Genomic DNA, 12,153 nt, shown 5'->3' on the forward strand with positions numbered 1-12,153 from the left:
GGCGTGGTGGAGTCGGGTTCGGGCTGTGTGCTCACGGCGCGGGGTGCAGCTCGGCAAGGTGATCTGCTTCAGATGGTCGAGCCTGTGCAAAAAGCGCCTGACCGCGGCCTTGTTCCGGCGGCTCTGCACCAGGATGTCCAGGACGTTGCCGTCCTGGTCGACCGCCCGCCACACACCGTCTCTCGCCCCCTCGGCTGCCGTGAAGTCGGCCAGCCTGGCTGAACTTCAGATAGGGAACGGCAGGCCGCGTTCGGCTGGCTTGTACTTGGCGATCGTTTTGGTCTCCGGTCCGGACGAACTGGGTCTGGTTCGTGGAAGGTGCAACGGAGGCGGGGCGGGTCCGGCGGACACGGTGGGAGTGATGTCCCGCTCGGCCCGGACCAGGTCGCGGTGAGCATGCGCCAACGCCGCGCGGGTGCGTCGAGGAGACCGCCGCCGCGCCCGTCGGCCGGGAGAGGGCGACGCTCGCCGCGGGAGTGGAGGCGCTGCCGATGATCGCCCGGAGCTGGGCGATATATTTCGTTGCTCGATATATACTCGACGCATGACCAGACGGAATCCGCCCTTGACGGAACCGCAGTACTTCATCCTTGCTGCGCTCATGGATGGCCCGTTGCACGGGTACGGCATCATCAAGGCTGCCGAGCAGGCCACCGACGGGCGGCTCCGGATCGCTGTCGGCACCCTCTATGGCGCGCTGGAGCGGATGGAGAGGGCCGGGCTGGTGGCCGCCGGCGATGAGGAGATCGTGGACGGGCGGGCGCGGCGCTACTACCGGCTCACCGAGGACGGCACCGAGGCGCTCGGCCGGGAGGCGCTGCGGATGCAGCAGGCGGCGGCCTTCGTCATCGGACACTCGCGAGATGCCGGAGCGGCCCCGGCATGAATCGTCTGCTGCTTGCGGCCTATCCCAAGTCCTACCGTTCCCGGCAGGGAGAGGAGCTGCTGGCCTGCCTGGCCGAGGCGTATCCCGGCCGCTCCTGGCCCCCGCCGCGGGAAGGTGCCGCCTTGGTGCGCGCCGGAGCACAGGCCCGCGCCCGTGCCACCGTCGACGACACCACTCGGCCGTGGTGGCTGGACGGTATCCACCTGGCCGCCCTGGCCCTCGCCGCGCTGGCGCTGGTTCCGTACTTGCAGGATGTGTGGCACTGGGCACTGCACATCGACCCCGGACAGCACGCCATCGCCTTCCGCTTCTCCGGCTGGTACCCGTGGGCCGAAGGACCCACGCGGATACGCCTGCTGCCCTACGGGCTGCTCCCCCTGGGCTGTCTGATCGCTCTGCTGCGTGGCAGAGCGTGGATCGCGCTGCCGGCCGCGGCAGTCATGATCTGGGCCGGCGCCACGTCCCACGGCCGCATTCTCTTCGGCGACGAGGGCAAGGCGGGCCTTGGCTATTACGGTCTCGGCACCCCTATAACGGCCCGCGACCTGGCGCTCTCGGGGGCACTGTGCGCTGCGTGCGCCGTGCTGGCGCTCGGCCGTCCCAGCCGTCTACGACGCCGCTCGTACCGCTGGCTGGCCCCTGTCGCGCTCGCCATGTTCGTGGCCGGGGGCCTGCACATCATCTCCGTCAGTCCGACCTTCCAACGCGGCCTGTTCGCCCTCGAAGTAGCCGCGCTGATCGCAGCGTGGGTGGCGACGGACGCCACCGGCGACCACCGGTGGCTGATCCCCGTCGCGGCGGTCGCGATCGTCCGCACGCAGGCGATCGTCGTTCAGCCGGACTCGTTCATGCAGTCCCTTCCGGACCTGGTCGTCCTCATCCTGCTGATCGCACCCCTGCCTGCCCTGGCGTTCACCGCCCAGCGCCGGCAGGCGCAGGCACTCGCCGAGTAGGAGCGTCCCCCGGTGGGCCGACCGAGCCCGGCGGCCCACGTCGTGCCGCAAGACGCGCGCGACCGAACTCCCCCCAACGGAAGAAACAGAGCGATGACTCAGCACGATTCCCCGTCCCTGCCTGCGTACCGTCCGGGGACCTCAAGGCAGCCCCCCGAGGCCCCCGAGGCCCCCGACAACCCCGGCCCGTCGCGTACGACACGGCCGTGGATGCCGGCTCTGCTGTACACCCTGGGGTTCCTGACGGTCTACCTGCTCGCCATCTGCACCCCGTGGGGGCAACGAGCTGAGAACGCCCTGTTCCGTCTCGGTAGACAGGGCGGCGAAGAAGCATGGATCTACCCCCTGTCAGGATCGGCCTACGGCTCGACACCCCTGCCGCCGATGGAATTGACCGCCAAGCCCACCCTGATGGTCGGCCTTGCCGTCATCGTGGTCCTCACCCTGGTGCGGCGGTGCTGGCGGCAGGGGTTCGCGGCGCTCGGGATCGTCATTCTCACGACCGGAGGCAAGGAGGTGTTCAAATCGACCATGCCCCGCCCCGATCTGGTGGGTGCGCCCGAGAATCTCCTTGATCAGGGTTTTCCCAGCGGGCACACGGCCATCCCCGCCGCGCTGACCCTCGCCGCCGTCCTCGTGGTTTCCCCCCGCATCCGCCCCTACGTCGCCACGGCCGGTGTGCTGTGGCTCGCCTGCATCGCCGCCGCCACCGCGACCATGGGCGGCCACCGACCCAGCGAAGTACTGGGAGCCACACTGTTGGCCTGTGCCTGTTACGGCCTCGCAACCTGGCTGCTGCCGCCAGCCACCGCGCCAGACCCCACGCGGAGCCCCCGTGCGCTGCCCGCCATCACCCTGACACTGGCACTGGCCATCGCCCTCGTCTCTGGCGCACGGAACGACACCCTCACAAGGTCACTGGTCTCCGCGGCGACGGCCTTCATATGTGCGGCCCTGGTCTGGTACGCCGCAGTCGGGCGGCCCGCACACGCCGCACGCCGGACACGCCCCGCACTGGGCTGACCACCCGGCAGGCTCCGGGCGGGAACCGGCGCATCCTGGCAAACCGGCGGTCCGACGCCACCGCCCAGCCGTAGAAGCCGTCGACGCCCGAGCGGGGATGCGCTCCCGCCCGGCGTGTCCTCCCGTGGTCCGGTCAACAAGCCGGTGTCGCCCGGCGCGGCGTCGGCGGACTCGACGTTGGTCCGCATCGTCGCGGCCGCCACCCTCTACATCCTCTACATCTTCTACGTCATGGAGGAGGTGTCCACCCGGCTCGGCTGGCGTGGGCGCCCCGTGTGGTGACGCCCGGTTGACGGCCCGTCATGGACATCGCGGGCATCGAACAGCGGCTCATCGGCTGGCAGTCGACCCGCCGCCGACGGATCGAGGACGCGCTTCCAGGCTTCACCGCCAAGGACGAGGAACGGCAGGGGCACCCGCCGGGGGAGTGGGCCGCCTACGCGCTGGGCCGGCGGCCGAGGACCAGACGCGCCCGCCGAAGCGCACGGAGCTGCTGTCGCTGACCGAGCTGCGCGAGCGATGGCACTTCAGCGGTCCGGGCCTATGGTGCCGACGTCATCGACCGGCGGGCGGCGCGGGCGCGAGCGGCGGCTGCGGTGGGGTGGGCCGGGGTGGGTCCGGGTGCGGCCGGTGGTCGACATAGCGCCGGCCGCCGTCGACACCGTCGCTGTGGTGTAAACCTGCGAGACACCGAGAAGCAGGCAGTGCTGCACCTGCTGACCCGCAACCGGACCGCATCCTCCTACGAGCGGGGCCCGCGGCCAAAGGCTGGTGTGACGGGTTTTTCGGGTGCTCGGGTGGAGGGCGGCAGTCTGTAAAGAAGGTCGTCTGTCAGAGGCGGTCGGCTTTTGCTGAATCGGCAACGGGAGTCGCGCTTGGTGTGCTGCCCACTGAACGATCAGTGCCGGTGCCCTTGGCCGGAGCCTGGCAGCAGTGGTGTGGTCCGGTCGCCGGCACCGGCCATCCGTAATGTGCCCAGGAGGATCCATGCCACAGACCGCCGCCGACCTCACCCACCGTCTGGTTCCCTCACCTGCCGGCCGAATCCACCTGGTGGAGCAGGGCAGCGGGCCGCTGGTTCTCCTCATACACGGCTTCCCGGAGTCCTGGTACTCATGGCGCCATCAGCTGTCGGCACTGGCCGCTGCGGGCTATCGCGCGGTGGCTGTGGACGTACGCGGTTATGGTCGCTCCTCCCGGCCTGCGGCGGTGGACGCGTACCGGATGCTGAACCTGGTGGAGGACGGCGTTGCTGTGGTGGACGCTCTGGGGGAGCAGGCCGCGGTGATCGTCGGGCACGACTGGGGAGCGACCATAGCCGCGAACTCCGCGCTGATCAGGCCCGATGTCTTCCGCGCGGTCGGGCTGCTCAGCGTGCCCTACGCTCCGCCCGGCGGGCCGAGGCCCAGTGAGGCCTTCGCACAGATGGGCGGGGCTGAGGAGTTCTACGTCTCCTACTTTCAGCATCCGGGCCGCGCGGAGGCGGAGATCGAGCCCGATGTGCGCGGCTGGCTCGCGGGCTTCTACACCGCCCTGTCTGCCGACACCATGCCCGCACCGGGCGCGCCGGACCCCCATTTCGTCAGCCACGGCGGCAGGCTACGTGACCGGTTCCCGGCCGGCCGGCTGCCGTCCTGGCTGGGCGAGCACGACCTCGATGTCTACGCCGCGGAGTTCGAACGGACCGGTATGACAGGGGCACTGGCCCGCTATCGGAACATGGACCGGGACTGGGAGGATCTGGTCGATTACAACGGCGCCCCCGTCACCCAGCCGTCGCTGTTCGTGGGCGGAGCCCTGGATGCCTCGACTGCCTGGATGGCCGACGCCATCCAGGCGTACCCCACTACTCTGCCCGGCCTGGTCTCTTCGCATATTCTTGATGGCTGCGGTCACTGGATTCAGCAGGAACGCCCCGAGGAGATCAACCGGTTCCTGACCGAGTGGCTTGCCTCCTTGCCCGCCTGACGCATGCGCGCATGACGAGCGCGACTCCCGATGATCAAGGTGACGTTCCTGCGGCCACGCACCGCGATGCGCACCGCTGTGCGGGAGCGGTGATGCACGACGTCGGTTGGAGCCCATCGAGTGACTCCACACTGAGTCTCCGCCAACTTGAGATCGCAGGTCAAAGGGCTGCTGTGACAGTCCTCCGGGGTGCTCACGCTGGTCGAGGGCGACAGTCTGCGGAGTAGGTCATCTGGCAGAGCGGTCGGCTCACCGGTTCCTTTCTGCTGTGGCCGATTGGCCTTCCACGATCCGGTCTGCTCGGGAGCCAGTCGGCATGGGGCCAGCCACGGAGCCGCCCCAGCCGCCTGGCCGTCCGGCGCAATGGCCGAGGATGGAGTCATGACAGGGGAAGTGAGCGAGATCGGCCTGAGTAAGCAAGATCTTCGTGCGGTCACCGCGTTCGCTGCAGCGTGCGCGGAAGTGGTGCTCGAGGTATTCGAAGGCGACCAGCCGGACGACTTGCGGCCTCGAGACGCTATCGACGCCGCGCGGGAGTTCGCTCGTGGCGGCGAGCGAGGGAAGGCTCTGCGCGACAGAGCGTGGGCGGCACTCAAGGCAGCCAACAGCGCGGACACTGCGGCTGCGCGCGAGGCGGCTCGGGCAGCGATGGCTGCGGCAGGCGCCGCCTACCTGCATCCGCTGGCAAAGGCCACCCAGGTCAAGCACATCCTCGGAGCTGGCGCTTACGCGGCCAGAGCGGCCGAACTCGTCGCCGACGACGATCGGCGTGTTGGTGCCGAACACCTTGAGCAGACGCTGCACCGTGCGACACCGGTCGTCGTTGACGTGCTCAAACGATTTCCGGCGGCGCCGAGTGGCGGCGGACGGGTCGGTGAGTTGATCCGCATGTTGGACGCCGACCTTCGTTCACTCACCTTCCCTGAGTGACTTTGAACGTCCAGCCGGTGCGGCCCGACCTCCGTCAATGGTTGACGCCGTGACCAGAGTGCGGATTTCGTTGCCCTGGTGAGGCTGGTCGCGATGGAACGCAGGGTGTGACATGGCGACAGTTCGCCGATGACCGGGGGGCTCATCGAGCCGTACCTGCCGATGGGTGGGTACAGCCGGGCGGGGGTCAGGCGGGCGAGGTGTCGGGGCGGGCGTCGTAGATGGCGCGGGCGGCGTCGATGTGCGTCAGGTGCGTGATGCTCCACTCCAACAGGGGTGCGGTGGCTTCGCGGAGGGTCCTGCCCATCGGAGTGAGTTCGTAACTGACGTGCGGCGGCATGACGTTGCGGACGGTCCGTGTGAGGATCCCGTCGCGCTCCAGGCCGCGCGGGGTGACGGTGAGCATACGCTGGCTGATCCCGTCGACGGCCCGCTTGAGTTCGGTGGAGCGGCGCGGCCCCTGGCTGAGGTTACGCACGATCAGCAGCGACCACTTGTCGCCGACGATGCCGAGTACCTCACGGGCCTGGCACGGGTCCTGCGGCCGTGCCGGCCGCGACTCGCCGCCCACTGTGCCGCTCATGGTTTACCTCCAGAGAACCGAGGCACCGAAATGTGCCTTATTGATCGGGGTGCGGCAGGTGCAGCAGTGTTCCTCGATGGCGCGGGACACCGCCGCGTTACCGACGAGCCGCTGAAGGCTCAACATCGACTCTGCAGGCGTTCCGGCGACGGGCCGGGGCCGTCGCACGGCCTTTGCGATCCCTGGGCGTCGTGAGCCCTTCCACTGCTCGTCACCGGTCTGTTGCGCCCGCATACGTGCGTCCCTTTTGAAACACGGGGGGCGAGTGCAGGCTCCCTTGCCCTTTCACACGAGGCTGGAACACGGTCAGTTCGGTGTCCGTTGTCGCGCGGGGGTCCGTACGGGGCGAAGGGCAGGGGATGGGCGGGGAGGGACTGCGCCTCCCGGCCGGCGCGGGTGGTGCAGGGCGGAACTGGACAGGTGGTCGTGCACCGTAGGCCTAAGGGCGTGGCTGCCGGCGGCAGTGCACCACCGCGAACTCACCGGCCACCATCGGACTGCCGCCATCACCCTGGATCGCCTCCTGGCCTCCGGGCCACCCCACGGTCCTCTCACCTTCTTCGGCGCGATCGTTCGGACACGCTCCAGAGTCCACCGCTGACCTTCCCAGCCATGCGCGACCGGCCGCCCTTTGGCCGGCTCCCCGGCTCCTTTTCCAACAGGGCGAACCTCCCGTCCGACAGCTCGCCTGTTTTGTGGGTCCCTTCGCGTACAGGCCCTCCATCCCGCCTTCACGCAGTACTTGGCGATGACCGAATGCATGTCACCGCGAGTGAACCCCCGCCCGGCATCCAGCCGGATCCCTGCCTGCGCAGCCCGCCGCTGAGCAGTCAGGCCCCCCACCATCCGCGTACCGCATGACACCGGTGGTGGGGGAGGGGGCAAGGCGGCGAGGGGATGGACCCGCATGGTCGACGTTGTCAGGTCAGCCGAGTGTCCAGTTGACGCTGTCGGTGTAGGTGGAGCCGTTGATGGTCGCGGTCACCGTGACGGTGTTCCGCCCCGGCCTGAGGGTGACGTCGGTCCACCGGAAGATGTGGTCGCTGCTGCTCAGCGTGGACAGGGAGACGCCGTTGAGGGTGGCGGTGACCCTGTCCGCGTTGGAGTAGACCTTCAGTTCGGTGGTGGCATCGGTCCGCTGGGTCCAGCGGCGGCTGGTGATGTAGAGCGTGGGAGTGCTCGCCCAGTTGGCCTTGTACCAGTAGAAGGCGTCCTTACGGATCTGCCGGTCGCGGGTGACAAGGCCCTTGTCGTTGATGCCGGGCCGGTCCCCTTCGTTGCGGCCGTCGGAGGCGAAGTCGAACATGGCCCAGACGAAAGTGCCCCAGATGTACGGCCGGTCGGCGAGCTGCATCCAGGCCGCTTCGTGGAACAGCGACTGGTACTCCTCGGGGTGCCAGGGTCCGCCCGGAGAGGGCTTCGGCGGGTTGAGCGCGTGCTGGGTGGTGCTTGCGCCGACGCCGTACTCCGACATGGCGATCCTGCGGGAGGGAGCGTTCGCGTGCAGGTTGTCGGCCCACGCTCCGAGGTCATTGTCCTTGGAGCCGTAGTACCAGCCGTAGTACTTGTTGAAGCCGGTTGTCCGTGTGTGCAGACCCGCCTGGGCGTTGTCGGGGTCCTCGCCGCGTACGGCGTAGGTGGAGAGCCGGTCGGGGTCCTCGGTCGCGATGATGTCGGCCAGCGACGCGAGGAGTTTGTTCGTGGCGGTGCCGTTGTAGTCCAGCAGTTCGTTTCCGATGCCCCAGAAGGCGACCGAGGGGTGGTTGTAGTTCTGCCGGATCAGTTCCCGCAGCTGGTTCTGGGTGCTGGTGGTGAAGGCGGCCGAGTCGGTGACGATGTCGACCAGCGGGATCTCCGCCCAGACGATCATCCCGCGTTCGTCGGCGAGGTTGTAGTCCTTCTGGTCGTGCTGGTAATGCGCCATCCGGATGGCGTTGGCACCGATCTCGCTGATGAAATCGAGATCCTGGGTGTGATCGGCGTCGGAGACGGCCCAGCCCTTGACAGCCCGGTCCTGGTGCAGGTTGACGCCGTGCAGGTGGAGGTGGCCGCCGTTCAGGTGGAAGCCGGTGTCGGCGTCGACGGCGAGGGAGCGAAGGCCGAGGCGTTCGGTCACCGCGTCGGTGATCCTGTCCCCGCCCGCGGTGACGTCATGGATCTCGACGCTGGCGTTGTGGAGGTAGGGATCCGCCAGGCCGTTCCACAGGCGTGGGTTGTCGATGCGGACGGTCTGCCCGATCTCCGTGCCGGTGGCTGCGGGGACGGTCTGCGCTGCACTGCTGGTCTCGGCCAGGATGGTCCCGCTCTTGTCGGCGATGACAGTGCGGACGACCACCGATCTCGTGGTGCGACTGTCGTTCCACAGCTTCGTGGTCACGGTCACCGTGGCCGACGCCGCGGTCACGTTGCTCTGCCGCAGGTAGATTCCGGGTCCCGCGTAGTCCGTCATTCGCACATGGAGGTCGTCGACGGCCCACAGACTCACGTTGCGGTAGATGCCGCCCTGGAAGGTGTAGTCCGCGCCCACCGGGGCGATGTTGTTGTCGCGGGCGTTGGTCACCTTCACCGCGATCACGTTGTCCCCTCCCGGGACCAGCGCGGCGGTGGCGTCGAACCTGAAGCGGGAGTACCCACCCTTGTGCTGCCCGAGGTACGTGCCGTTGACCCAGACGTCGGCGACCTGGTTGACCCCGGCGAACTGCAGGTACAGCCGCTTCCCGGTCAGTTCGGACGGCACGGTGTAGTGGCGACGGTACCAACCCACTCCGCGGTAGTAGTTGTTGCCGCCGTCGGCACCGTCGACGGCGTTCCAGGTGTGGGGCGTGTTCACCGACATCCATCCGGAGTCGTTGAATCCGGTTGCCTGCGCACCTGTGACGTCCGCTCTGATGAATCGCCACCCGTTGTTGAGGTGGATCCACACCCGCGGGTCCGGCGCCGTGTACGTCACGGCGGCGGACGCGGTACCGGCATGCGGAATCCCGGCCAGCGAGGCCAGTGCTCCCGCAGCCGCCCCGCTCAGCACTTGTCGGCGACTGGGCAAACCTGTCATGTCAGAACTCACTTTCGTAGAGCTGAAGCAGGACATTCCGTTGGCGCGGCGATACGCCGACGACCGTGGCAGGCCGGGCGGCACCCGGAAGGGGCTGACGGCCCGCGCGAAGCAACCGACAGGAGTGCCCCGGTCCCACCGCGCGTCCAGCCGCGGTTCCCCGGGATCGCGGCGCCGTAGTTGCGCGCGGTGCAGTTCTCGGACATGTCCGGCGCGCGTCTGCCCGCGCGGCCGTTGGTCATGTGGAAGCTGGGCGAGGCCGCACCTGCAGAGACGGCCCAAGCACGTCGGCACGGTCGAGCGGACTCAGGTCCGTCACCTCGTTTCGGTGGCCGAACACATCGCGACCAGCCCTCTGCCAAGTACGGGCCGCGTCCAGACCGTGCAGCGGCGAAACCGCCGCCCGTCCTGACCCTCGGGTTCACCGTGCATCCAGGTGACCCCTTGGCCGAACCTCGCTGATGTCCGGCGTCGTCGGGCTGACTGCGCGGTCCTGTCCACGCAGTCACACGTTCCCGCAGAGACGGGTTCCTGCGCAGAAGAGACCGGCGCAGGGACGGAACTCCCTACCTCACTGCCCACTCGGTTCGGTCATCGGCTCGCGGACGACTGCGACGCCTCCCTCGGGGACGGTGACCGAGCCGCTGACCGGTTTTCCGGTGAGGAGTTCGACCCCGCCGGCCGGGATCTCGGCGCCTCGGCCGGCGTGGTCGATCAGGAAGAGGTAGTCGGCGTCCGTGCCCCGCCGCCTGACCACCTCGATGCCGGCCGGAACCTCGTGCTCCGGGCGTACGCCCGCGTCCTGGCAGACGCGCTCCAGGACGAAGGCCAGGGTGGTGGGGTCCGGGTGGGTGGCGAGGTACCAGGCGGTGCCGCTGCCGTACGAGTGGCGGGTGATGGCCGGGACGCCGGCCAGGGGTCCGTCCGCGTACGCGGCGATGGCCTCCGCCCCGGTGAGCCGGAGCCGTTCGGTCCACAGGTCGGCGGTGGCGTCCTGCGGGACCCGGCCGGCCAGGCCGACCGACTGGCCGGGCAGCAGGGGGAACGACTCGTCGCCGTGCACCCCGAGGATCTCCCGGAAGGCGCCCGGGTAACCGCCCAGGCGTACGTGGCAGTTCTCGTCCACCGCGCCGCTGTGGAAGCCCACGGCCAGGGTTCCGCCGCGCTCGGTGAACGCCGCCAGGTTGCCCGCTCCCGCGTCGTCGACCAGATACAGGCTGGGGGCGAGTACGAGCTGGTAGCGGTCCAGGTCCGGGGCGCCGGGACGGACGAAGTCGACCGCCACACCCGCTCTCCACAGCGGTGCGTACCAGTGCCGCACCAGGTCCTGGAAGCGGAGTTCACCGCTGGGCTGGCAGGGCTGTTCCAGGGCCCAGCGGGCGTCCCAGTCCCAGACGATGGCGACCCGGGCGGGGCTGGTACTGCCACGGACCTCGGCGAGGGCGCGCAGATCGGCTCCGAGCTGCACGACGTCCTGCCAGATCTGGCTGTCGGTGCCCGCGTGCGGGAGCATCGCCGAGTGCCACTGCTCGGCGCCCGCCCTGGCCGCCCGCCACTGGAAGTAGGCGATGCCGTCGGCGCCGTGGGCGATGTGGGCGAGGGCGTTGCGGCGCATCTCGCCGGGTTTCTTGGCGCGGTTGACGGGCTGCCAGTTGATGGCTCCGGTGGAGTGTTCCATCAGCAGCCAGGGGTGCCCGCCGGCCACGGAGCGGACCAGGTCGCCGCAGAGGGCGATGTCGATCTCCGACTCCGGGTCGGTGGAGAGCAGGTAGTGGTCGTTGGAGACGATGTCCAGCTCGGGGGCCCAGCGCCAGTAGTCCAGGGCGTCGAAGTTGTGCATCACCATGAAGTTGGTGGTGGCGGGGATCTCCGGGGCGGCGCGGCGGAGGACGTCACGCTCGGCGGTGAACAGTGACAGCAGTTCGTCCGAGCAGAAGCGGCGCCAGTCCAGCCGGTGGGTGGGGTTGGGGTCGGCGCCGGTGGCGCGGGGCGGGATGATCTCCCCCCAGTCGTAGTACCACTGGCTCCAGAAGGTGGTGCCCCAGGCGTGGTTCAGTGCTGCCAGGTCGTCGTCGTACTTCTTCCGGAGCCACACGCGAAACGCCGCCGCGCTGGTGTCGCAGTAGCAGGCGGCGTTGTGGCAGCCGTACTCGTTGTGGACGTGCCACATGGCGACGGCCGGGTGGTCGGCGTACCGCTCGGCAAGCGCGCCCGCGATGCGCAGCGCGGCCGTGCGGTAGGCGGGGCTGGACGGGCAGAAGGTCTGGCGGCTGCCGTAGGACAGCGTGCGGCCGTCGCGGTCGACCGGCAGCGCCTCGGGGTGCGCGCGGAAGAACCATGCCGGTGGGGCGGCGGTCGGGGTGGCGAGGTCGGCGGCGATGCCGTTCTCATGGAGCAGCGCCAGGATCTTGTCCATGCGGGAGAAGTCGTAGACCCCTTCGGCCGGCTCCAGCAGCGCCCAGGAGAAGATGCCGACGCTGACCATGGTGACCCCGGCCTCGCGCATCAGGGCCATGTCCTCGGCCCACACCTCCTCGGGCCACTGTTCGGGGTTGTAGTCGCCGCCGTAGGTGATGCCGGGCAGGCGAAGGCGGCGTTCGTTGCTCACTGGTTGGTTCTCCGGAAGGTGTGGGGAACGAGCGGGAGGGTTGCTTCAGCCCTTTACGACCAGGACGACGGTGTTGGTGGGGCGCAGGGTGGGGAAGATGACGTTCTTGAACGTCTGCCACTCGTTCGCGCCGTCCAGCGCGGAGGCCTC

General features: G+C 69.1%; 10 protein-coding genes and 2 pseudogenes. 7 read left to right on the top strand and 5 right to left on the bottom strand.

Annotation, left to right across the window (positions count from 1 at the left end):
• Positions 1–78 precede the first annotated feature (78 nt).
• Positions 79–174: pseudogene (locus ACWCRJ_RS38940) on the bottom strand (DDE-type integrase/transposase/recombinase); the annotation flags it as partial.
• A 370-nt stretch (positions 175–544) separates the two neighbouring features.
• Here ACWCRJ_RS38940 and ACWCRJ_RS38945 point away from each other — a divergent pair.
• The 7 genes from ACWCRJ_RS38945 to ACWCRJ_RS38975 all read left to right on the top strand — a co-directional run bounded on the left by ACWCRJ_RS38945 (position 545) and on the right by ACWCRJ_RS38975 (position 5,760).
• Positions 545–886, top strand: coding sequence for a PadR family transcriptional regulator (locus ACWCRJ_RS38945; RefSeq protein ID WP_450943734.1), 342 nt, complete (start codon positions 545–547; stop codon positions 884–886).
• Positions 883–1,839 carry a hypothetical protein gene (locus tag ACWCRJ_RS38950; protein ID WP_450943735.1) on the top strand — a complete coding sequence of 319 codons (957 nt, stop codon included), beginning with the start codon at positions 883–885 and terminating at the stop codon, positions 1,837–1,839. Before ACWCRJ_RS38945 ends, ACWCRJ_RS38950 begins: the two co-directional genes overlap by 4 nt.
• A 210-nt stretch (positions 1,840–2,049) precedes the next feature.
• Positions 2,050–2,862 (top strand): phosphatase PAP2 family protein, encoded by an 813-nt coding sequence (locus ACWCRJ_RS38955; RefSeq protein ID WP_450943736.1) that lies wholly within the window; start codon positions 2,050–2,052, stop codon positions 2,860–2,862.
• A gap of 114 nt (positions 2,863–2,976) precedes the next feature.
• Positions 2,977–3,144 carry a hypothetical protein gene (locus ACWCRJ_RS38960; RefSeq protein WP_450943737.1) on the top strand — a complete coding sequence of 56 codons (168 nt, stop codon included), beginning with the start codon at positions 2,977–2,979 and terminating at the stop codon, positions 3,142–3,144.
• A gap of 20 nt (positions 3,145–3,164) precedes the next feature.
• Complete coding sequence (locus tag ACWCRJ_RS38965) at positions 3,165–3,365, top strand: hypothetical protein (RefSeq protein ID WP_450943738.1); 201 nt, start codon at positions 3,165–3,167, stop codon at positions 3,363–3,365.
• A gap of 484 nt (positions 3,366–3,849) precedes the next feature.
• Positions 3,850–4,830 (top strand): alpha/beta fold hydrolase, encoded by a 981-nt coding sequence (locus ACWCRJ_RS38970; RefSeq protein ID WP_450943739.1) that lies wholly within the window; start codon positions 3,850–3,852, stop codon positions 4,828–4,830.
• A gap of 381 nt (positions 4,831–5,211) precedes the next feature.
• Positions 5,212–5,760, top strand: a complete 549-nt coding sequence (locus tag ACWCRJ_RS38975) for a putative immunity protein (protein ID WP_450943740.1) — start codon at positions 5,212–5,214, stop codon at positions 5,758–5,760.
• A 187-nt stretch (positions 5,761–5,947) separates the two neighbouring features.
• On the opposite strand, the gene ACWCRJ_RS38980 is transcribed toward ACWCRJ_RS38975, so the two are convergent.
• The 4 genes and pseudogenes from ACWCRJ_RS38980 to ACWCRJ_RS38995 form a co-directional block, all read right to left on the bottom strand.
• On the bottom strand, positions 5,948–6,343 hold the full coding sequence (locus tag ACWCRJ_RS38980; RefSeq protein ID WP_450943741.1) for a winged helix-turn-helix transcriptional regulator: 396 nt from the start codon (positions 6,341–6,343) through the stop codon (positions 5,948–5,950).
• A gap of 925 nt (positions 6,344–7,268) precedes the next feature.
• Positions 7,269–9,395, bottom strand: a complete 2,127-nt coding sequence (locus ACWCRJ_RS38985) for a glycoside hydrolase family 2 TIM barrel-domain containing protein (protein WP_450943742.1) — start codon at positions 9,393–9,395, stop codon at positions 7,269–7,271.
• Between the two features lie 571 nt (positions 9,396–9,966).
• On the bottom strand, positions 9,967–12,003 hold the full coding sequence (locus ACWCRJ_RS38990; RefSeq protein ID WP_450943743.1) for a beta-galactosidase: 2,037 nt from the start codon (positions 12,001–12,003) through the stop codon (positions 9,967–9,969).
• Between the two features lie 54 nt (positions 12,004–12,057).
• A pseudogene (locus ACWCRJ_RS38995) lies at positions 12,058–12,153 on the bottom strand (sugar ABC transporter permease); the annotation flags it as partial.

It is taken from the genome of Streptomyces sp. NPDC002324, from assembly GCF_053593335.1.

What these genes read in the sequence shown, in the direction of transcription:
- ACWCRJ_RS38955 (WP_450943736.1), top strand. Translation starts at nt 2,050, where the DNA reads ATGCCGGCTCTGCTGTACACCCTGGGGTTCCTGACGGTCTACCTGCTC.
- ACWCRJ_RS38980 (WP_450943741.1), bottom strand. Translation starts at nt 6,343, where the DNA reads ATGAGCGGCACAGTGGGCGGCGAGTCGCGGCCGGCACGGCCGCAGGAC.
- ACWCRJ_RS38975 (WP_450943740.1), top strand. Translation starts at nt 5,212, where the DNA reads ATGACAGGGGAAGTGAGCGAGATCGGCCTGAGTAAGCAAGATCTTCGT.
- ACWCRJ_RS38945 (WP_450943734.1), top strand. Translation starts at nt 545, where the DNA reads ATGACCAGACGGAATCCGCCCTTGACGGAACCGCAGTACTTCATCCTT.
- ACWCRJ_RS38985 (WP_450943742.1), bottom strand. Translation starts at nt 9,395, where the DNA reads ATGACAGGTTTGCCCAGTCGCCGACAAGTGCTGAGCGGGGCGGCTGCG.
- ACWCRJ_RS38970 (WP_450943739.1), top strand. Translation starts at nt 3,850, where the DNA reads ATGCCACAGACCGCCGCCGACCTCACCCACCGTCTGGTTCCCTCACCT.
- ACWCRJ_RS38950 (WP_450943735.1), top strand. Translation starts at nt 883, where the DNA reads ATGAATCGTCTGCTGCTTGCGGCCTATCCCAAGTCCTACCGTTCCCGG.
- ACWCRJ_RS38965 (WP_450943738.1), top strand. Translation starts at nt 3,165, where the DNA reads ATGGACATCGCGGGCATCGAACAGCGGCTCATCGGCTGGCAGTCGACC.